At 42.3% G+C, this 21,565-nt stretch carries 18 protein-coding genes; all 18 read right to left on the minus strand.

What is annotated here, in order from left to right; all coding sequences use genetic code 11:
* Window positions 1-156 precede the first annotated feature (156 nt).
* On the minus strand, window positions 157-1,926 hold the full coding sequence (uvrC, locus tag ACIFOD_RS19400) for an excinuclease ABC subunit UvrC (protein WP_430315940.1): 1,770 nt from the start codon (window positions 1,924-1,926) through the stop codon (window positions 157-159).
* Window positions 1,923-3,401, minus strand: a complete 1,479-nt coding sequence (locus ACIFOD_RS19405; RefSeq protein WP_430315941.1) for a hypothetical protein — start codon at window positions 3,399-3,401, stop codon at window positions 1,923-1,925. Before ACIFOD_RS19405 ends, uvrC begins: the two co-directional genes overlap by 4 nt.
* 112 nt (window positions 3,402-3,513) lie before the next feature.
* A complete protein-coding gene (locus ACIFOD_RS19410) occupies window positions 3,514-4,497 on the minus strand; it encodes an FTR1 family iron permease (protein ID WP_428974946.1) in 984 nt (327 codons plus the stop codon).
* Window positions 4,498-4,523: 26 nt separating this feature from the next.
* On the minus strand, window positions 4,524-5,273 hold the full coding sequence (locus ACIFOD_RS19415; RefSeq protein ID WP_430315942.1) for a hypothetical protein: 750 nt from the start codon (window positions 5,271-5,273) through the stop codon (window positions 4,524-4,526).
* Between the two features lie 59 nt (window positions 5,274-5,332).
* A complete protein-coding gene (locus tag ACIFOD_RS19420; protein WP_430315943.1) occupies window positions 5,333-6,091 on the minus strand; it encodes a glycosyltransferase family 2 protein in 759 nt (252 codons plus the stop codon).
* On the minus strand, window positions 6,084-7,547 hold the full coding sequence (locus ACIFOD_RS19425) for an alkaline phosphatase family protein (RefSeq protein WP_430315944.1): 1,464 nt from the start codon (window positions 7,545-7,547) through the stop codon (window positions 6,084-6,086). The genes ACIFOD_RS19420 and ACIFOD_RS19425 overlap by 8 nt, the downstream gene beginning before the upstream one ends.
* A 1-nt stretch (window position 7,548) precedes the next feature.
* Window positions 7,549-8,478 carry a lysylphosphatidylglycerol synthase transmembrane domain-containing protein gene (locus tag ACIFOD_RS19430; protein WP_430315945.1) on the minus strand — a complete coding sequence of 310 codons (930 nt, stop codon included), beginning with the start codon at window positions 8,476-8,478 and terminating at the stop codon, window positions 7,549-7,551.
* Entirely contained in the window at window positions 8,462-9,409 is a 948-nt protein-coding gene (locus tag ACIFOD_RS19435) for an NAD-dependent epimerase/dehydratase family protein (protein WP_430315970.1), read from the minus strand. Before ACIFOD_RS19435 ends, ACIFOD_RS19430 begins: the two co-directional genes overlap by 17 nt.
* 122 nt (window positions 9,410-9,531) lie before the next feature.
* Window positions 9,532-10,716, minus strand: a complete 1,185-nt coding sequence (locus ACIFOD_RS19440; protein WP_430315946.1) for a hypothetical protein — start codon at window positions 10,714-10,716, stop codon at window positions 9,532-9,534.
* 222 nt (window positions 10,717-10,938) lie between these two features.
* Window positions 10,939-11,253, minus strand: coding sequence for a thioredoxin (trxA, locus tag ACIFOD_RS19445; RefSeq protein WP_113969551.1), 315 nt, complete (start codon window positions 11,251-11,253; stop codon window positions 10,939-10,941).
* Window positions 11,254-11,461: 208 nt separating this feature from the next.
* Window positions 11,462-12,442: an electron transfer flavoprotein subunit alpha/FixB family protein gene (locus tag ACIFOD_RS19450; protein WP_430315947.1), complete on the minus strand. Its 981-nt coding sequence runs from the start codon at window positions 12,440-12,442 to the stop codon at window positions 11,462-11,464.
* 42 nt (window positions 12,443-12,484) lie between these two features.
* On the minus strand, window positions 12,485-13,258 hold the full coding sequence (locus ACIFOD_RS19455) for an electron transfer flavoprotein subunit beta/FixA family protein (protein ID WP_149156248.1): 774 nt from the start codon (window positions 13,256-13,258) through the stop codon (window positions 12,485-12,487).
* Between the two features lie 143 nt (window positions 13,259-13,401).
* A complete protein-coding gene (locus tag ACIFOD_RS19460) occupies window positions 13,402-14,172 on the minus strand; it encodes an enoyl-CoA hydratase (RefSeq protein ID WP_148969869.1) in 771 nt (256 codons plus the stop codon).
* Between the two features lie 21 nt (window positions 14,173-14,193).
* On the minus strand, window positions 14,194-14,781 hold the full coding sequence (locus tag ACIFOD_RS19465) for a TetR/AcrR family transcriptional regulator (protein ID WP_430315948.1): 588 nt from the start codon (window positions 14,779-14,781) through the stop codon (window positions 14,194-14,196).
* Window positions 14,782-14,917: 136 nt separating this feature from the next.
* Window positions 14,918-16,612, minus strand: a complete 1,695-nt coding sequence (locus tag ACIFOD_RS19470; RefSeq protein ID WP_430315949.1) for a long-chain-fatty-acid--CoA ligase — start codon at window positions 16,610-16,612, stop codon at window positions 14,918-14,920.
* 357 nt (window positions 16,613-16,969) lie between these two features.
* Window positions 16,970-17,377 carry a DUF350 domain-containing protein gene (locus ACIFOD_RS19475; protein ID WP_148969871.1) on the minus strand — a complete coding sequence of 136 codons (408 nt, stop codon included), beginning with the start codon at window positions 17,375-17,377 and terminating at the stop codon, window positions 16,970-16,972.
* A 62-nt stretch (window positions 17,378-17,439) separates the two neighbouring features.
* Window positions 17,440-19,797, minus strand: a complete 2,358-nt coding sequence (locus ACIFOD_RS19480) for an endonuclease MutS2 (RefSeq protein ID WP_430315950.1) — start codon at window positions 19,795-19,797, stop codon at window positions 17,440-17,442.
* A 20-nt stretch (window positions 19,798-19,817) separates the two neighbouring features.
* Entirely contained in the window at window positions 19,818-21,527 is a 1,710-nt protein-coding gene (gene polX / locus ACIFOD_RS19485) for a DNA polymerase/3'-5' exonuclease PolX (RefSeq protein WP_430315951.1), read from the minus strand.
* Window positions 21,528-21,565 lie beyond the last annotated feature (38 nt).

The raw sequence follows: 21,565 nt of genomic DNA on the forward strand, positions 1-21,565 counted from the left end.
CTCAACTTTCCCGCTATTCCCGCAGGAGTCGAGCACCTTCCGCTACAATCAACTATCATAGTCAACAAGTTACTTCAAAACCATTATAAAAACAACACTCTTTTAAATATGAGCTCAATCAAAAGAAAGCACATACTTCCTTGTTTCTACTATTACCTACTTCAATTTTTCGACTAATACCTTAGCAACAGCTTCCGGAATCCCTATTTCAATAAATTCCTCCACCGTCGCTTCTTTCATTTTCTTCATGGAGCCAAAGTGTTTAAGAAGCTGTTTTTTTCGTTTCGGTCCGATGCCGTCAATGTCGTCAAGGGTGGACTGGAAGGCGCTTTTTCCTCTGAGCTGTCTGTGGAAGGTGATGGCAAATCGGTGGACTTCATCCTGGATCCGCTGCAGCAAGTAGAATTCCTGGCTTCTCTTTCCAAGAGGGACGATTTGCAATGGATTCCCATACAGCAGTTCCGACGTCTGATGCTTATCGTCTTTCGCAAGGCCGCCAAGCGGGATATCCAACCCCAACTCATTCTCAATGACATCCCTCGCCGCTTCAATCTGCCCTTTCCCCCCATCGATTATAATGAGATCCGGTAAAGGAAGACCATCTTTTAGAACTCTCGTATACCGTCTGCGAACGACCTCCCTCATGGATTCATAATCATCAGGGCCTTTCACGGTTTTAATCTTATACTTTCGATACTCATTCTTCGCAGGCTTTCCGTCAAGGAATACAATCATCGCAGACACAGGGTCCGTACCTTGGATATTCGAGTTATCAAATGCTTCGATCCGGAAAGGAGTATAAATCCCCATATGCTCCCCTAGACGTTCTATCGCTTTAATCGTCCGCTCTTCATCTCTTTCAATCAGGGCGAACTTTTCTTCGAGTGCCTGTTTCGCATTCTTTTCGGCAAGCTTGACCAACTCTTTCTTCTTTCCCCGTCTTGGCTTGGTGATTTTCACCTCTATCAGCTTAGCCGCCAATTCTTCATCAATCTCCTCAGGTAAAAAAAGTTCCTTTGGCTTAAAATGATTGGATTTCGAATAAAACTGACCTAAGAAAGTCAGAAATTCGTCCTCGGGTTCATTGTAGAGTGGGAAGAGTGACACATCCCTTTCAATGAGCTTGCCTTGACGCACAAAGAATACCTGTACGCACATCCAGCCTTTATCAACGGAATATCCGAACACATCCCGATCAGTGAAATCGGTCATGGTCATCTTTTGCTTTTCCATTGTCGCTTCAATGTGAAGGATTTGATCACGAAATTCCTTCGCTCTCTCAAATTCCAGATTCTCTGATGCTTCATTCATTTTCACCGTTAATTGATTCTTAATCTCTTTGTATCCGCCATTCAGGAACCTGGAAATTTCGTCAGTCATTTGTCTATAGGTGTCTTTGCTTACTTCTTTGATACAAGGAGCCAGACATTGACCCATATGGTAGTAAAGACATGCCCGATCAGGAAGGGTGGTGCATTTTCGCAACGGATACAGACGATCCAGGAGCTTTTTCGTTTCATTTGCAGCTCCTACGTTAGGATACGGACCAAAGTACCGGCCTTTCCCCCTTTGGACTTTGCGGGTCGTAATAAGTCTTGGGTGTCTCTCGTTCGTTAACTTGATAAACGGATAGCTTTTATCATCCTTTAACATGACATTGTATTTAGGGTCATATTTTTTGATCAGGTTCATTTCAAGCACAAGGGCTTCCAGATCAGATGAGGTCATGATGTATTCGAAGTCCTCAATTTCACCTACCAGCCGTTGAGTCTTGGCATCATGAGAGCCGGTGAAATAAGAGCGTACACGATTCTTCAAAACTTTTGCTTTCCCCACATAAATAATCGTACCTTGTCTGTCTTTCATCAAATAACATCCCGGCTGATCCGGTAATAGAGCTAATTTATTCGTAATGGTAGGGTTCATCGTCTCTCTCCCTTCTTGTCTGCCCATTTATAGACGGTGATGGTTGAATAAACAGGATCGAATAGCTCCTGTGAATGGAATACTTGGACTTTTTCTATTTTTTCATCAAGGTTTTCAATACCCTGTTGTTCGAATCCTTTAACCACTGCTCCGGTCAGGTAGATCTCTTTATTCGTATGCTGAATGTCCTGAAGGAATTGAGAATAGGTTAACACACGCTTATGTGAGTAAGGTGCATCCAGGTAGGAGTATACTCTTGTTTCTTCCCATGTGTACACCACAATCGGACTTTTCTCATTTTGCTCTGTGAAGTATGACTCTGTTTTGTAGACGGCGGGTGAAGAAAGGTGATAATCGGTCAACACGCCCACACTCGTTCCTATATGCAAAATAAACCACAAACTCAGAGCGATGATTTTCATTGCATTGAGTTTTTTCATCCACCCTATTAACAAGAAAAATGCTGCTAATATGGCCAGTGGCAGAATATGTCTCGGTTTATCAATATTTTGTGCAAATAACCCCCAGATAAAATAGGAGCTAAATGCAATCAGGAGCAATATAGTGCCTGTACCAGGTTTAGTCCGCTTTCCAGTCATTTTTACACTTAATAAAAATAGAAGCGCCGTGATGACCATATTAGAAAGTGATTGTGTAAATAATCCGTTCCAGCCTATATTGATAAATATATAATTCCATAACCTTTCAAAAAATCCTGTATTCGACTCTACCGTTCCTCCCCATTCCGTAAAGTGTCCGTCGGTAAACCCAAAGGCAATCTGTAGCAGGGTCTGAAGGCTCCCTGCATTGGCAGCCAGTGCCGATAGCCACACCCCTTGGGAAAGTATGAGAAGAGTCAGATGAAAAGCGATGGCTTTCACCTTTTCTGAACCATTGCCACTCTCCTTCCAAAACACAAACCAATAGTAGAGGATCCCCGTACCAAACCCGATATAGGATAATCGTATACCCATCAAGATGGCAAATAGGAGAATGGGAAGGACAGCCGCATCCTTCGTCTTAAGTATGACAGCCCGGTGCAGACTCCATAAGTACCACCATAATACCGGGATAGCCGCACCTTCACTCATAGCTTGAACAGTCATCGCACTCGGATAAGAAAGGGAAAAGAGTAAAAGCGTCGCAATGATGGCTTTTCTTCTCTCAAGATAATGGCCAAATAGCCAATATACAGGAAGAATCGAGCTAACCAGCAAAATCGTATTAAAAAGCTGAAGGGATAGAACCGCGTCATCAATAAAGATGCGAACCATCATTCCCCCGAAAATAAAAAAAGGGTACCCTGGAAAATGAGGCTGCATCTTCAATAAATCAAATTCAATCACGCCCAGAGCATAATCAACTTCGTCCCAGCTTGAAGCATAGGGCGGAAGCAATATAAGTCTGTATATAAAGTACAGGCTGAAGACAACCAGTATACTTATCATCCATTTGTTCAAATGTTTATCGATCATTGTTTTTCCCCTGTTTCTCTCCAAATAAAAACCAACTCAGTTTGAAAACCTTCTTAGCCTATTGTAAGGCTTTATAAGAAAGGTTTCCAATCATGAGTTGGTTCAGGGGGATTTAAGCATTTATTGATTTCACATCATCCGATTTTTTGATTGTCTTTTTCTGTTGTTCCATCCCCGCAGGCACGGACTTTCGGTTAAAAGGGTTAATGAGTTTATCCGTTCGGATCAGGTAAATCCATAAGAATACGAATCCGAAGTAGAACCAATAGGCAAGCACCTGTTCAATCGTCGGGTTGTGGCTATAGCCGAACATTGCCGCCATGAACAGACCAACTTGACCGCTGATCAGAACCTCATTTCCTGTGTCTCTCTCATAGTGAAGCTCATCTTGAAAGTGTTCAGGCATAATTTCCACAAGATTATATACTTCCGCGGGTTTCCCTTCTGCTGTTGTATATAAGGAGCCCATGATCCCAAGATCCTGAAGAATCCCTACTCCTTGAACAAGTAACCCGGCTGCGATGAACATGATCAGCAAACCTGTCACATTAAAGAACGTTTTCAACTTGAATTTCATGGCACCTGAGAAGAACGCATATCCAAGAACCATGGCAAGTAATAAGCCACTGAGCGCTCCGTAGCTTGTGAATACTTTCGTTACGTCTCCTCCACTGATGGCAGCGAAGAAAAATACGGTTTCGACACCTTCACGAAGGACGATCAAGTATGAGTGAATGATCATCGCTGATACGCTGCCTGCCGTTAAGGCCGCATTGATCTTCTTCTCCATTTCCGTGTTGATCCCTTTGGACTGTTTTCTCATCCAGCCAACCATATGAGTCAGCAGGAAAACGGATGCAAACATGATGCCCACCTTCAAGTAAACTTCAGCTCCAAAACTCGAGAACCCTGTCAGGACGACTTGGAACAGTAAAGCGACTAAAAAGCTGGATACAAGTGCAAGCAAGACTCCTACATAAACCCATTTCTTATATTTGTCTGCTTTTAATCTTGTAAGATAAGAAAGAATCAACCCTACAATCAGAATGGCTTCTAAAGACTCTCTCAGTGTAATCAAAAATGCTTGGAAATCCACTTTGTTTCCCCCTTTGTTACCTTGGATTACTGTTTATTTTTACGTCTATTGATCGTAATAAGTACAATAAGAATCAAAATCAGAGCTAGTGAGAAATAGAGCCAGAAGCTTGAGCTTCCCCCTTCTCCCATTCCATCTAAAAAGCCAAGATTCTCTTCGTTTAAATGACTTTCATCGGCTTTTTCAGAAGGAATCGGAAATAATGGTCGAAGTTCTTTGATGATCGACTCTACTTCATTATCGAAAGCATCAGGATCATTATCTTTGCTTCCAATCCCGAACAACCCGGGATTCCCCAAAGAATTTAACGCAGTATCGAATGAAGCATAAATCTTATCTGCCTCTTCCTGGCTTTTTTCTTCAACAACAAATGGTTCCAATACATTAAAAGTCCCTCTTGCTTTGGCAAGAAGAAGTTTCGCCTGACCATAATCGTCGAATTGATCTTGAGCAAAATGCAGTCTTCTTTCGATATTCAGCATCAATGCCGCTCTCCAGCTTTCTAATAAAAGATCCTTGTCTTTTTCTTCGAAAGCTTTGTTTATGTCAGGCTGCACCTTTGAAAAATATAGTTCAAAATCCTTTTCATACGAATCATATATTTTCTTTGCATTATCCCAGTCATCATTCTTCAAGCTGTTTTCGAGCTCTTTATACGCTTCAGCGATTTTCTCTTCTCCTGGATCCCCATAAGAATAAGCAGACGCCTGTGACGGGATAAATATGTAATTGAGAATAAATATCAATGCAAGACTAAAAAAAAGGCTTTTTTTCATATGGAAATCCTCCTGTATTTTCAATGATAATGATTATCATTATACTTGTCAATACGATTTTAAAGGCTTTCAAACGATGTTTCAGAAATTTTGTGAACATTATATTCTATATCCACTTTTTCAACCGGACGTTTCATTTCTTTCGCGATCGCCGGAAGTACATTAAACATATAAGCTTTGAACTTGATGAAGGATTGTCCATTCGTCCGAACTCTATATTCAATCGGAACTTCCTTCATTCTGAAACCTTTACGCATGATATTTAGCGTCACCACTTGAGCATAATTATAGTCATGAATGATTTCAGCATGTTCCATTACTTGTTTGGAGAATGCTCTCATTCCTGATTGACCGTCATAAATCCAGGTTCTCAGCAACACACATTGTAGTAAGGTGAAACAATAATTGCCGAGGCGACGATAGATCCTCATCCCGTCGATGGTCCCCTTAAAGCGGGATCCCATTGTATAGTCTGACTGATTTGTGAAGATTGGCTCTAATAGCTCAGGAATTTGAGATGCAGGATATTCTCCATCCGCATCAATCATGACACCAATATCCGCCCCTTTTAGCAGCGATTCCTTTAACCCTCTTCTTACTGCCGCTCCTAAGCCTGAATTACGTTCCATATGTACGATATAGTCTGCTCCTGCTTCTTCTGCAACCTTAACGGTGTCATCGGTCGACCCATCATTCACGACCAGTACTTCCACTTGAACATCAGGATGAAACTCTCTGGGAATGTCACGGATGACATCCCCGATGGTTTCTTCTTCATTATAAGCAGGCAAAAAAACAACAACCTTCTGTTTATTCACGGTGTTCTTCCTTTCTTCTAAATGCTTCTTCTAATATAGGTCCACGTGCATGGCTCGGGAATGGTGCTCCCAGAATATGAGCGATGGTGCTGGCCATGGAAACAAGACTATGCTTTGATTCAACTTTGCGTCCCTTTTGGATATTAGGTCCATGCATGATAAATGGAACGAAACGCTCTCCTTCATCAAGATGGCCATGTCCCCCGATTCCATCAGCCTGTCCATGATCGGCACAGATAAATAATGTTGTGTTTTCCATCTTGCCTTCCTCTGTCATCCATTGGACAAAGTCTTCAATCAATCGGTCTGCTTCTTTTATCTTTTGCAAATACTCGTCGTATAAAACCCCGCGACTGTGCCCGGTTTGATCGGTCCCGATCATTTGTACGATGAATAAATCCGGATCTTGTTCTTTCATGATATGTTTCGCTTTTTTCATGATCGTCGGATCCGCTTTATCGTTATGCATGACGGCTGTGAACGTATCCACGTCAGACCCCATGGAATCGACCAAATGGGCGACCCCTAAAAGCCTTCCCTTCTTCCCTACTTTCCGTAAAGAGTCAAAGATGCTTTCGACTTTAATCCCCAGCTTCCAAACCATATTCGAGGTGATTCCGTGTTCATATGGATACGTCCCGGTGAACATGGATGAAAAACAGACAACCGTGCGGGCAGGATATACCGTCTCCATGTTGGAGAATTCTGTTCCTTCTGCCTTGAGGGAATCTAAAAACGGGGTTTCCGCTTCTTGAAAACGTTCCTTCCTCATCCCGTCCACCACAATGACCACTACACGATCTGCCCGATCTTCTTTCCAATCTTCCGCCTCTTTTGCATATTCTTCATACATCTTTGGCTTCCAATCGAATAAATAACGGTGAAGAATGAAGGTGAAAACCAAAAGACCCCCAAAGAAGCTTAAAAACTGAACGATTGGCAGCTGCTGGCTTGTATCGAGGAGTGAGTACGTGTACTGCCAGTAAGCCAACAATAATAGAAATTTAGGAAGCTGCTCCTGGGCATTTCCACTTGTAGAGTCACTGTTTTTCAGTACGAGCTTCCAGAACCTTGTGAAGTTAAGCCACGACGTTCCGATGCGTAAGTGATAATATAATGTTCCCCAGAATAAAATCGTGAAGAAAAAGTATAGACCGATTCCTAACAGGGATAACCCGAGATTCCATTCCCATCCAATGATTAAGTAAGCTACAATCGGCAGCCACAGGTAGTTCCTTAAAAACAAGGGGAAATCATAAACAAAAAATAATATAAAAAGTGGCAGGGTGATCGCTAAACTAATTGTGAAATTCAGCCAAAATGGTAACGAGGCAAAATCACCAAGATGAAAGAGAAGCATCGTACCTACAGTAAAAATGGGTGTGAAGGGTTTTCCTTCATTTAATAAATTCCAGCAGCGTGCTGCTACCTTTTCAAACTTAGAGGCGCTTTTCACTTCATGCCCCTCCTTTTCTTTTACTTAACTTTTTAATGAGTGTCAGTGAAATAGGATACTTCACCAGCGCATACAGTCCAACAGAATAGGAGAATATGAATTTGATCCCATGTGTCAGAACTGCGATGGTAATACCTGTTTCCATCGTAATTGAAAATTGATTGAGGCCAAAAGCCATGATCGTTTCATAATTCGCAAGCCCACCGGGTGTAATTTGAAAGACCTGACCGAGAATGGTTAGGCTATTCACCCAAATACCCTGAAAGGTCGAGATTCCTGTATTCGTTGCGATGCATACAGACAGCAACAGGGCCGCTTCCAATATCCAACTGATGAAAACAAGGAAAAATGCATAGGAAAATCCCCTCCCCTTTATGAGAGAGAGCGTGACATTCCATTGCTGATAGAGGAATTGACGCTTGTAATAAGAGATCCATCCTATCACCAATAAGATGATTCCTCCGACAAATAAAATGACATCTGTTGATAGTGGGTTTTCTAATGCTACAAACGATATCCCCAATGATACGAGTAGACAGAGTGAAAGGATATCCATCAGCCTTACTATAATAACAGATTGAGCCGAAGCTGATTTAGATAATCCTTCTCTTTCATATAAAATATACGAACGGAGAACGTCCCCGCCCTTGATGGGCAGCAGATGATTGAGTGCCAAGCTGTACCAAAGACCATACATGGCACTGGAAAGCTTGATTTGATCACCTAGAAGTTTTTTCGTGGCTATCCCTTTTAAATAGAAAGAGGAACCGTAAATGACCATACCCGAAATCACTATGACAGGATGAAGGATCAGCTGGTATAAAAACCGTTTAAACTGCTCATGGTCCCATCCCGTTGCAATGAACCATATAAAATAGCAAATGATTCCGAGTCCGATAATGAACTTAAGAGATTTATAAATGCTTTTCATTTTGTTTTGCCCACAGAATGGTATTCCCTATTCCCTCTTCAATGGTGGTGGTTGGGAAATATCCCAGGTGAGATTGAGCCTTTGAAATATCTGAATGAGTAGAAAAAACATCCCCCGGGCGATAAGTATCATAGTTCACGTTCATTTCAGGAAAATGGTGACGAAGAATCTCTAACAATCTAGTCATTTTCACTACCCGACCACTTCCCAGATTATAGGTTTCTCCTCTTTTCCCCTTTTGTAAGGTTAATTCAATCCCGTGGATGATATCATCGATATACGTATAGTCCCGTCCACTATCACTGCCAAAGATGGAGATGGACTCGTTTTTCAGAAGTTTCGAAATGAATTTAGGAATTGCCATATCCGGTCTTCCCCATGGGCCATACACCGTAAAGAAGCGAAGGATGTTCACATGCATATCGTACATATGTGCATACATATGGCAGAAGCTTTCTGCACTCCACTTCGAAGCAGCGTATGGAGAAATGGTCATACCGTCTGCATCCTCTTCCTTTAACGGCATTCCCGGCTTATCCCCATAAACAGAGGATGAAGATGCAAACAAGAAATGTTTGACTCCGGCTTCTCCACAAGCCTCTACAATATTGATGGTGGCTTTAATATCATAATCCACATATTTCAGCGGCTCCTCCAATGAATAGGCCACCCCTGGCAAAGCGGCTAAATGGATGACCGCGTCGGGCTTCAATTCATTGATAATCGCTCTAGTCTTATCGCGATCTATGAGATCAACTTCGTATAAATCCCCAGTAGGGAATTGAATCTCACTCAAGTGCTGTTTTTTTCGATGAGCTGAATAATAGGTATGGAAACAATCAATGATTGAAACCTGATGACCCACTTTGAGAAGCCTTTTTGTCAGGTGCATCCCGATAAATCCCGCACCACCTGTAATCACTATTTTCACTTTCATCACACTCTCTTGACTTTTAGACAATAGGTTTAGTTTAGCACAATCGTGCATGGAGAATAAGAATTACTTACAAATAGAGACTGACCTCAACATAAGGCCAGCCTCCATACACTATATTATAATTGATTCAGGATGTTAAGAATAGCTTCACTATGCTGTTTCGCTTCATCTGCTTTTTCAGAAGAGATCGCTTCAAACCATTTTTGTGAAAGATCAAACAGCTCTTGTGATTTCTCTTCTCCAAGTTGATTCTTCACGTTCACCTCTAGCATTTTAACAAACATATTGCCTTCCATAGCCTCTACTTTTGCTTTCGCAACATCACCAGACTCTACAGCTTCTGCAGCTTCTTCATGATATCCTGTTGCTTTACCTTTGATTGCTTTCGTATAAAGTGAATTTACTTTATCAGCATCAATCGTGGATGGATCATTTTCCAGCGAGAAGATGGAATCCAATTCATTCGCAGCAGCCTCGTCTCCACCAGCTAAAGATCCTTTAATAGCCTGGAGGAAGCCATATCCTTCGGCTTGCATAATCGCTAACTCTTCCGTATTTCCTTCTTCAACCGCTTTGCTGATTTTTTCAGCATACGAATTTGAAGCAAGGTAATAGCTTTGATAGATCGATTTATCTGTCACTTGCTTATAAACAGCAAAGTCTTCCGCATTTGAATCAGCCAATGCTTCTTCCTGAAGAGATAGACCGTTGTTAATGTTTTCTACCATGCTGGATTCACCTGACAATTCATATAAGCTATCACGCTTTTCAGCTGTAGGAATGAATACATTTTCTGCTAAGTACTTGACTTCAGCAAACTTCGCTTTGGCATCATCCGCTTTATCCGCCTCAATGTCCTCAGCTGCTTGGCCCTGTAATCCTTTTTGAACTTGATAGAAATACGATTGTGTCAGTTTATCAATGATTTGACGGGCAACGTTTTTCTCAAGCTCGCCTGATTGACCGCCTGAAATAGCGGCTTCAATCCCTTGAGAAAATTCACCATTCACTTCATTTACCGATGCTTGTAACTCAGAAGTATAAATGTCATTGACAGTCTCCCAATTTACTTCCTTGTCTTCTTTCATCTTCTCTAATTCAGCTTTCATATCTGTGTACGCTTTAACCTGTGATTCTGCATTAAGTGCCATTTCTTCTTTTTCTTCTTTTGGTTCTTCTTGCTTCTCTTCAGAAGATTGATCTGTTTCTTTCGGTTCTTCAGATGTGCTTCCGCAACCTGCTAGTACGGAACCTGTTAAAAGAAATGCTGCGAAAATTTTGGTTAAGTCTCTCTTTTTCATATGTATGTACCCCCAGAATGTATTGAAATATAAATGATAATGATTTTCATTTCCGTTTAAAATTATATCGAGAATGATTCTCATAGTCAACGTTTTTTGAAAATTTTGTTGAAATAAAAGGAGAGAGGGCTCAATCTGCAGCGACAAGCATTATGTACCATCCATAAAACACAAAAAAACACCGGGGCTGTAATGACAGCCCCGGTGTTTTAAAAGTGCTTCTTATGCATGTTTGTTTAATAGTTCAGCAAGTGCTTCCTTAGGTTGGAAACCGATTACTTTATCTACAACTTCGCCGTCTTTAAGGACAACTAAAGTCGGGATACTCATAACCCCGTATTTACCTGCTGTTTCTTGGTTTTCATCAACGTCAACTTTGACGATTTTTACTTTGTCGCCCATTTCTCCATCTAACTCTTCCAGAACTGGAGCGATCATTTTACAAGGTCCACACCAAGGTGCCCAGAAATCCGCTAATACCAGTCCAGAATTTGTTTCAGTTGAAAATGATTGATCAGTAGCATGTGTAATTGCCATTTATATGCGCCTCCTAAAATCTTTGAATGTAACGTAAGTATATCACCGTTTTTTTTGTGATGCTATTAATCTGCTCGTAGGTAATATTCCCTTCAGATAACGGAATATACAGGGAAGAAAAATAAGGATCAGCCATCCGGCTGCATCCTTATTTTCACTACATACTATGTTCATACCCTTTAGACGCTACTTCAAAACGTCAATGGAATTAAGAAGAGGATACCTTAAGCTTTTTAAACTCTTCAGTCAGCATCGGTACCACTTCGAACAGGTCACCCACGATTCCATAATCCGCTACGTTGAAGATATTCGCTTCAGGATCCTTGTTGATCGCAACGATGACTTTTGAATTCGACATACCCGCTAAATGCTGGATGGCTCCAGAAATACCACATGCAATATAAAGGTCAGGCGTTACGACTTTACCTGTTTGACCAATCTGCAGGGAATAGTCACAGTAGTCGGCATCACATGCTCCACGTGATGCTCCTACAGCTCCACCAAGAACATCCGCCAGTTCTTGAAGAGGATTGAATCCATCTTCACTTTTCACTCCGCGTCCGCCGGCAATGATGACTTTCGCTTCAGAAAGGTCTACCCCTTCGCTTGCTTTACGTACGACTTCTTTAATGATTGTGCGTAAGTCTTTAATATCAACGGAAAGGGAAGAAACTTCTCCAGTACGTGACTCATCTTTCGCTAATGGTTCGATGTTATTCGGACGAATCGTCGCAAAAATCACACCGCCAGTCACGATTTTCTTTTCAAATGCTTTCCCGGAATAAATCGGTCTAGTGAAAACGAGGTTCCCGCCAGCTTCTTCAAGATCCGTTGCATCAGAAATCAATCCTGTGCTTAGCTTACTGGCCACTTTAGGAGACAAATCTTTTCCAAGTGCAGTATGTCCGAAGATGATCCCTTCAGGCTTCTCTTGGTCGATAACCGATAGTACGGCTTGAGAATAGCCATCCGGCGTATACTGCTCCAGTTTATCATCTTCCACAACCACTACTTTGTCCGCACCATATTGAATCATTTCCTCACCTAAAGCGCTTACACTTTTGCCGATTAAAACGGCTACTACTTCTCCGCCTTCAGATACTGTTTTACCTGCCGCAATCGCTTCAAAGGAAACATTACGTAATGATCCGTCCCGAACTTCTCCAAGTACTAATACTTTTCTCGCCATGTTAAATACCCCCTGAATGTTAGTTATTACTATGAGTCAGCCTTATATAACTTTCGCTTCATTGCGAAGAAGTGAAACAAGCTCTGATACTTGAGCATCCAATTCGCCTTCTAACACTTTACCCGCTTCCTTCTTCGGTGGAAGGTAGATTTCAATCGTTTTTGTCTTCGCTTCTACTTCATCTTCGTCTAAATCGATATCATCCAATTCCACTTCATCTAAAGGCTTTTTCTTCGCTTTCATGATTCCTGGAAGTGATGGATATCGTGGTTCATTCAATCCTTGCTGTGCCGTAACCAGTAAAGGTAGGGATGTTTCAATCACTTCTGAATCCCCTTCTACGTCACGTGTGACTGTTACCGTTCCGCCATCAATTTCTAATTTCGTTATCGTTGTTACATAAGGGATGTCAAGCTGTTCTGCCACACGTGGTCCAACTTGTCCAGATCCACCATCGATCGCAACATTACCTGCCAGGATTAAATCTACTTCCTGTTCTTTTAAATAGTGGGCAAGAATTTTGGCTGTAGTGAATTGATCACCATGATCAAGGTCATCCTCTGTGTTGATCAGGACTGCTTTATCTGCACCCATTGCCAGTGCTGTTCTCAGTTGCTTTTCACTTTCTTCTCCGCCAACTGTCACAACCGTCACTTCTCCACCATGTGCATCGCGAACTTGAATAGCTTCTTCCACTGCATATTCATCGTAAGGATTTATGATAAATTCAGCTCCATCTTCAGCAATTTGACCGTTTTGGATCGAAATTTTCTCCTCAGTATCAAACGTTCTTTTCAAAAGTACATAGATGTTCATGCGTAAGTCCCTCCTAATAATGTAAACATTCTTTCCCTTAAAAAGATTTTGACAATTTAACCCCTTTGAATGGGCAGCTTGAACGGAAGCGTCCATTCAATACTGCCCCTCAATAAGAGTTTACTATATTACAAGAATGTATTCTAGCCTTTAAAGTGCGGTTCTCTCTTTTCAACAAACGCTGAAATACCCTCTTTGGCATCCGCCGATACGAAAATTTCACCGAAAAGATCCGATTCTCTCATTACACCTTCATAGAAACGATCATCTTTTGTATAACTTAACAGCTCAATGGCTGCTTTCATCGCCCCTGGGCTTTTCTTCGCTATCTTATCGGCCATTTCCTTTGCTTTATCGAAAAGCTGGTCCTCAGGATATGCTTTATTGGCAAGTCCCCACTGTACCGCTTCAGTTCCGCTGATAGGCTCACTCGTTAATAGCATTTCTGCCGCTTTTGCCCTGCCTACCAATTTCGGCAAGCGCTGGGAGCCGGCAAATCCAGGTACAAGCCCTAACTGAAGCTCCGGTAGACCGAGCTTTGCATTCTCGCTGACCAATCGGATGTGACATCCCATTGCAAGCTCCAAACCTCCGCCTAGAGCTGCGCCATGGATGGCTGCAATGATCGGCTTTGAAAAGTTCTCCATACGCTCAAAAACGTCCTGGCCTTTTTTCGCCAATTTAGAGAATTCTTCACCCGTTTCAATCGTTGTGAATTCTTTAATGTCAGCTCCGGCAGAGAAGAATCGCCCCTCACCCTTCAGTAAGATCACCCGTACTTCAGCATTTTCTTCAAGCTCATCCAGAACTGAATCGATTTCTTTAATAAGTCCACTGGCTAAAGCATTAGCAGGAGGTCTTTGGATTAGAACCGTTGCTACCTTTCCCTCTAATGACCATGATAAACTTTCCATCTCTCATCCCCCTAAACTAATTTAGTTCCTGCCGCCACACCCATGAAGTAATAGTTTGTGAATAGCAGGGACTTGAGCTCCTAAGTCATATTTCTGTTCGTTCATCACCCACGTTGTCACCATTTCATCCAGAGTACCAAAGATCATTTGACGGGCCAGCCGGACATCCAGATCACTTGAAAATTCTCCGGATTCTATTCCGCTAATCAGAATTTTATCGACTAATTGCAGATATCCTTTTAATACATCGTTGATTTTCAAGCGGATATCCTTATTGGATTGCCTGAGCTCAAGTTGGGTCACAATCGCCAGATGGTGATCATCCGACAGAATTTTACAATGATTTTCAATCATCACTAATAATTTCTCTGAAACTGTCTGTTTTCCTGCTATAACTTCCTCAATTTTTTCGACAAAGAGTACCATTTTTTCTTTGAATAACGAAATCAGGATATCTTCTTTATTTTTAAAATAGAGATAAATCGTTCCATCAGCGACCCCGGCCTGCTTCGCAATCTTGGATACTTGTGCCTGATGGTAACCATTTTCTGCTATAACGATAACAGCAGCATCGATAATTTGCTTGTATTTAGGTTTATTTCGTTTCATGAGTTATTGACCTGCCTTAAGAAAATATGAATGACTGTTCATTCATATTTTTATATTAAAAGGTTTCTCTTTACTTGTCAAGAAAAGATGCCTTGTCCAATTTCACAGCAAAAAGAAAAAGCCCAATGGTATTCATTTAACTTGTTTTCTGTTCTTCTTCTGTCTTTTGGCGCTCTTCTTCTACAAGTGCTCTGCGTAATATTTTTCCTACAGCCGTTTTAGGAAGCTCTTTTCTAAACTCATAAATTCGGGGCACCTTATAGGCAGCCAGGTATTTACGGGCAAATTCGTTGAGTTCTTCCTCTGTCAGGACTTCTCCTTCTTTCAGGACCACATACGCCTTTACGGTTTCTCCTCTATACTCATCCGGAACGCCTGCAGCTACAACCTCTTGAATCGCAGGGTGTTCATAGAGGACCTCTTCGATTTCACGAGGGTAGATATTAAAGCCTCCCGCAATGATCATATCCTTTTTGCGATCCACAACATAGAAGTAACCTCTCTCATCCATATACCCCAAATCTCCGGTCAATAGCCAGCCATCCCTTAACGTTTGTTCGGTTTCCTCAGGACGATTCCAGTAACCCTTCATCACTTGAGGACCTTTCACGACGATTTCACCCATTTCATTCGGAGGAAGCGGTTCTCCTGTTTCCAGTGAGAAGATGGCTGCATCCGTACTTGGCCATGGAACTCCTACGCTTCCCTTGATCCTCTCTTTATCCCAAAGGAAATTGGAATGTGTGACAGGTGAAGATTCTGTCAATCCATAGCCTTCAACCAGTTTGCCGCCGGTGACGTCTTCGAACTGCTGCTGCACTTCAACAGGCAATGGGGCGCTTCCACTAAGGCATGAATCGATGGAGGATAAGTCATAATTCTTCAGTTCCGGATGATTCAGCAGGCCGATATAGATGGTAGGTGCACCAGGAAATAGGGTCGGTTTCTGCTTTTGAATGGTTTTCAAGGTTGTTTCCGGATCAAATTTAGGGAGTAAGATCATTTTATATCCCTGCATGACGGATAATATCATAACGGCTGTCATACCATACACATGAAAGAATGGAAGGATTCCAAGGACACGTTCTTCTCCTTTTTTACATTTATAAAGCCACGCGTCACACATGGAAGCATTGGCGACAAGGTTCTTATGAGTAAGCATAACCCCTTTCGGGAAACCTGTCGTCCCGCCTGTGTATTGAAGAAGGGCCACATCGTTTTCAAAATCAAATGCCTGATTGGCACTTTCTGGTTTGGCTGTTTTCATGATCTCCGTAAATAAATGATTCTGTCCTGAATGGTCCACTTTCACAACAATGCCGTATTGTTTCTTCTGGATGAATGGGTAGATGAGATTCTTGGGAAATGGAAGGTAGTCTTTGATAGCGGTTACAATAATGTGCTCAAGTTCAGTATTCTTCATCACTTTGGACACTCTTGGATATAAAATATCCAATGTCAGGATCACCTTGGCACCCGAGTCCTTCATTTGGTATTCAATTTCCCTCTCCATATATAGTGGATTGGTTTGTACGACAATTCCACCTGCATAGAGAATGCCGTAGTACGCGATGACGGATTGAGGAGTATTCGGCAGCATGATCGCCACCCGATCGTCTTTCTTAATTCCAAGCGTCTTCAGGTAATGAGCGAACTTGAGTGCGGATTCATGTAATTCTGTGTAGGTCAACTCCTTGCCCATAAATTGAATGGCTACTTTACTGCTATAAAGGGTAGCTGCCTCAGTTAAATAGGACTGTAGCGGCTTTTCAGTCAGATCGAGCTCCGTGGGAATCTCTGCTGGATATTCAGCAAACCATGGTTTGTTCATTGTAATCCCTCCCTTTGAATATTTAGAAAATTTCTTCTATTCACTATTATAATATAAGGGGACTTCAGTTACAATTTCAATTCAATCCACGCGATACTTTTTTCCTATTTCTTAGGCTTGACCTTCCTTACAGATGATTTTATCAAAGAAAAAAGACTGCCTATTCAACCATATGACAGTCTGCTCGTACATTATTATTATTTTAGCATTGTTTCAATATCCAAGCTCTTTATGATATAAATCTCGATATAAGATCAACCATTTACGTAAAAAACAACATATAAATGATCCCTACGAGTAAAAAGCCCCCACATAGCGTGAGCAAAACCTTTGCCAACGTTTCCATATTCCCTCTCCTTACGATATTCCGGCTCCTATGACATAGGATAAACCAACTGAAATGACTAATGAAATGAAGCCGACTGCCCGATTGTCATTAGCGATTTCTTCATCAATTTTAAATTTGGGTGTGAGAAATTCATAAATGAAATAGCCGATCAGTAGTAGAAAAAAGCCAAACACACCCCACCCGATGGTTGTCAGGATGGTATCGTTATGGCTGATGGAATGGCGGAAAATATTCGCTATCCCGAATATCTTCCCTCCGGTTGCCATCGCCACGGCCAAGTTGCCTTTTTTTATTTCTTCCCAATTCTTATACTTGGTGACCAGTTCGAAGATAGCTAAGAACAGAACCAGACATAAAATGACCACGCTATAATTCCCAGCCGTTTGAACAAATTCATTTTCCCAAAAGTTCTTCATTGTAAAGCTCCCTTTACCGCTTTATTTAAACCACTCTATTTATTGGAGCAGTCTAAAGGCTCTTATTTAAATTGAACGACTGTGACACCGGTTCCACCTTCACCTGCATCCCCGAAACGAATGTTTTTGACCGATCGGTGATTTTTCAAGTATTCCTGCACTCCTTGCCTTAAAGCTCCCGTACCTTTCCCATGAATGATGGAAACGCGGGGATAACCGGCAAGCAGAGCATCATCGATGTATTTCTCCACTCTGGATAACGCATTTTCGAAACGCTCACCACGCAGATCCAGCTCAAGGCTGACGTGAAAATCTTTCCCTTTCACTGTGGCGAGTGGTTTCGTCTCTACCTTCTGTTGTGATTGAATGAATTCAAGATCTGATTCCTTCACCTTCATTTTCATGATGCCCATCTGTACTTGCCATTCTTTCGCAGACAATCGTTCGACCAAGTGGCCTTTTTGATCAAAGCTTATGACTTTGACTTCGTCCCCGGCTTTTAACTCATGCTTCGCCTGATTGACTTTTTTCTTTTGACCTGACGTTTTCAATTTCGGTGTAGCCTCTTCCAATTGTTTCTTCGCCTGGATCAGTTCATGTTCTTTGATTTGAGCTGATTTTTCATGCTGCATTTTCCGTAAATCTTTAATCACTTGTTCAGCTTCTGCCTTCGCCTTTTCTACGACTTCAGTGGCTTTTTGTTGAGCTTTTTCGTAAAGTGTATCCTTTTTCTCATAATACTCCATCATTTGCTTCTGCATATCTTTATGCATTTTCTCAGCTTGCCTTAAAAGTTCATGAGCTTCCTCAAGCTCCCGTTCCCCCTGACGTCTGCTGTCTTCGAGAGAGGCAATCATATTCTCCACTTCTTTACTATCCGTTCCGATATGGGACTTTGCTCTCTGAATGACTGAATCTGAAAGCCCTAAACGCTTCGAAATCTCAAATGCATTACTTCTTCCCGGGACCCCAAGCAAAAGCTTATAGGTAGGACTTAATGTTTCTACATTAAATTCCACACTGGCATTCACGACTCCTTCACGATTGTACCCATATGCTTTCAATTCAGGATAGTGAGTGGTCGCCACGACTCTTGCACCAGTTCCATGTACTTCATCCAAAATGGAAATGGCAAGGGCCGCCCCTTCTTGAGGATCTGTACCGGCACCCAGTTCATCAAACAGCACTAAACTCTCATGATCTGCCTTTTTAAGGATGTCCACGATATTGACCATATGAGAAGAGAAGGTACTTAAGCTTTGTTCAATCGATTGCTCGTCGCCGATATCAGCATACACGGTGCGGAAGACGCCGACTTCTGATCCATCGAGAGCCGGGATCGGGAGACCGGCCTGTGCCATTAAACTCGTTAATCCCAATGTTTTCAGGGTAACGGTTTTCCCCCCGGTATTCGGCCCGGTGATGACAATGGAAGAAAAGTCAGTCCCCAACTCGATGTCATTCGCCACCGCCTCATCCATCGGCAGAAGAGGATGTCGGGCTTTGTTCAGCCTCACCCGGCGTTCATTATTGATCGTCGGTTTAGACCCTTTAATGGAACGTCCGAACTTCGCTTTGGTGAACATGAAATCAATGTCTGACAGGACGCTGACAATCAAGAGCAGTTCTTCTCCTGATTCTTGTACACTTTCAGACAGCTCCTGGAGAATCTTTTCAATTTCAGCTTGTTCTTTTAATCGAAGCTCACGAAGTTGATTATTCAGTTGAACGACGGCTTCCGGTTCAATAAATAACGTTTGCCCTGATGATGATTGATCATGGATGATCCCGCCATATTGCCCCCGATACTCCTGTTTAACCGGAATCACATATCGATCGTTACGAATGGTAATGATCGCATCTGATAACATTTTTTGAGCATTGGAAGAGCGGATCATTCGTTCAAGTTTCTCCCGGATCCGTCCTTCATTGGCCCGGAGCTGAGTACGGATCGAGCGGAGTGTTTCACTGGCTGTATCAAGGATTTCTCCGTTATCGTCGACGACCTTCCTAATATCCTGCTCTAAATGAGGAAGGGGAATGACCGTACCCATTTTCTCCTGCAGCAGGGGTACGTCCACTTCTTCCTCCAATAATTCCTCTACAAAAAGCGTCAGCTTCCTGCTCGCCCGGATTGTACTCGCCACCTGAACGAATTCAGAAGGGGAAAGCATCCCGCCTATTTGAGCACGCTTGACGTGAGGACGTATATCGAAAATCCCGCCTAATGGGGCATGTCCCTTCAACCTGAGGATGGTCATGGCTTCGTCTGTTTCTTCGTGAAGAGCTGTAATTTCTTCATACTCAACGGATGGCATGAGAGAAGATACCTTTGCATGACCAAGTGCCGATGCAGCATATTGCTTTAATAATTCTTTGATTTTATCAAACTCTAACGTTTTTAATACTTTAGAATTCACGGAATGTATTCCACCTTTTATCAGTTTCGCTTCATAAATTTGATTAACTCTTTTTTATCCCAAGTATTGATTACAGTATCTTTCTTGATCCAGCCTTTTCGAGCTGTTCCGATTCCGACTTTCATGAATTCCAGGTGATCGATACTGTGTGCATCTGTGTTGATGACGAGCTTTACATTCTGTTCCTGGGCTTTACGGATATTTTCTGCAGACAGATCCAGCCGATTCGGATTTGCATTAAGCTCCAACGCCGTACCGGTTTCTTTCGCCAGCTGGATAAGAAGATCCATATCTACGTCATAGCCTTCTCTTCGACCAATGATCCTCCCTGTTGGATGAGCAATGATATCCACATGGGCACTCTTCAGGGCCGTTGTCAGCCTCTCCATGATCTTTTCCTGGGATTGTGAGAAACTCGAATGAATCGAGGCTATCACAAGATCGACTTTTTCAAGAATGTCATCCTCATAGTCCAATGTACCGTCAGGGAGTATATCCATCTCGATTCCTGACAGGACTTCTATATCATCATACTTCTTATTGATTTCTTTAATTTCATCGATTTGCTTGAGTAATCGTTCTGTAGTCAGCCCGTTTGCCACACGTAAGTACTGGGAGTGATCTGTGATGGCCATATATTGATATCCTTTGGCACGGCAGGCCTCTACCATTTCTTCGATCGAAAATGCACCATCCGACCAGGTGGTGTGCATATGAAGATCCCCTTTTATATCTTCTAATGTGATGAGGGAATAATCTTTATGGAACCCTTCCACTTCTTTCCCATCTTCCCTCAGCTCTGGCGGGATCAGGGGCAGATCAAAATGGTGATAAAATTCTTCTTCGGATTTAAATGTCTGTACCTCACCGGTTTCACTATTCTCGACCCCATATTCACTGATCTTTTCCCCGCGTTCTTTGGCCAGCTGGCGCATGCGGACATTATGATCCTTTGATCCTGTAAAATGATGAAGGGCCGTAGCAAACTCTTCAGGCTTCACGATTCGAAAATCAATGCTGACATCCCAATTATACGAAAGAGTCAGTGAAACTTTTGTATCTCCTGCAGCGATGGTTTCTACGATATTAGGCAGTTTCAACAGACCCTCCTTCACTTCTTGAGGATACTCTGTTGCGAGGATGAAATCGAGATCCTTGATGGTTTCTCTCATTCTCCTTAAGCTTCCCGCCCTTGAAAAGGTTTGGATGCTGTCCATGCCTAAAAGAAAACCTTCCATTTCCTCAGCGATCCCATTCATAAACGCGATCGGCAGACGGTCGGGTCTCTTGCCAACCTGTTCGATGGATGCGAGGATCTTCTCTTCCGTCTTCTTACCGAAGCCTGCTAAACCTTGTACTTTATTTGCCTTACACGCTTGCTCCAGGTCTTCAATACCTTCTACCCCAAGTTCACTATAAAGCTTCGCGATTTTCTTTCCACCTAAACCAGGTAATTGAAGGAGGGGGATCAATCCCTTTGGAACTTCTTCCTTTAACTCTTCAAGGACAGAAGATGTGCCTTCGTTTATGTATTCCTCGATGACTCCCGCCGTTCCTTTGCCGATCCCGCTCAGCTTCGTAAAGTCACTGATTTCCTGTAAGCTTCGGTCATCATTCTCAAGTGCTGCTGCCGCTTTTCGATAGGCGGATATTTTAAAAGAGTTTTCGCCTTTCAATTCCATATATATCGCAATGTTTTCTAATAATTTTATAATATCTTTTTTGTTCAAGAGATTCACCCACTATCTTAGTATTAACGATCAGGATC

Origin of the sequence: Rossellomorea sp. NRS-1567, from assembly GCF_050467885.1 — a bacterium.
GTDB lineage: Bacteria > Bacillota > Bacilli > Bacillales > Bacillaceae_B > Rossellomorea > Rossellomorea aquimaris_C.

Bases quoted from the DNA above. Each gene is read 5' to 3' on its own strand.
- ACIFOD_RS19460 (WP_148969869.1), bottom strand. From the start codon at position 14,172: ATGGAAAGTTTATCATGGTCATTAGAGGGAAAGGTAGCAACGGTTCTA.
- ACIFOD_RS19465 (WP_430315948.1), bottom strand. From the start codon at position 14,781: ATGAAACGAAATAAACCTAAATACAAGCAAATTATCGATGCTGCTGTT.
- trxA (WP_113969551.1), bottom strand. From the start codon at position 11,253: ATGGCAATTACACATGCTACTGATCAATCATTTTCAACTGAAACAAAT.
- ACIFOD_RS19415 (WP_430315942.1), bottom strand. From the start codon at position 5,273: ATGAAAAAAAGCCTTTTTTTTAGTCTTGCATTGATATTTATTCTCAAT.
- ACIFOD_RS19450 (WP_430315947.1), bottom strand. From the start codon at position 12,442: ATGGCGAGAAAAGTATTAGTACTTGGAGAAGTTCGGGACGGATCATTA.
- ACIFOD_RS19430 (WP_430315945.1), bottom strand. From the start codon at position 8,478: ATGAAAAGCATTTATAAATCTCTTAAGTTCATTATCGGACTCGGAATC.
- ACIFOD_RS19455 (WP_149156248.1), bottom strand. From the start codon at position 13,258: ATGAACATCTATGTACTTTTGAAAAGAACGTTTGATACTGAGGAGAAA.
- ACIFOD_RS19440 (WP_430315946.1), bottom strand. From the start codon at position 10,716: ATGAAAAAGAGAGACTTAACCAAAATTTTCGCAGCATTTCTTTTAACA.
- ACIFOD_RS19405 (WP_430315941.1), bottom strand. From the start codon at position 3,401: ATGATCGATAAACATTTGAACAAATGGATGATAAGTATACTGGTTGTC.
- ACIFOD_RS19475 (WP_148969871.1), bottom strand. From the start codon at position 17,377: ATGAAGAACTTTTGGGAAAATGAATTTGTTCAAACGGCTGGGAATTAT.
- uvrC (WP_430315940.1), bottom strand. From the start codon at position 1,926: ATGAACCCTACCATTACGAATAAATTAGCTCTATTACCGGATCAGCCG.
- ACIFOD_RS19470 (WP_430315949.1), bottom strand. From the start codon at position 16,612: ATGAACAAACCATGGTTTGCTGAATATCCAGCAGAGATTCCCACGGAG.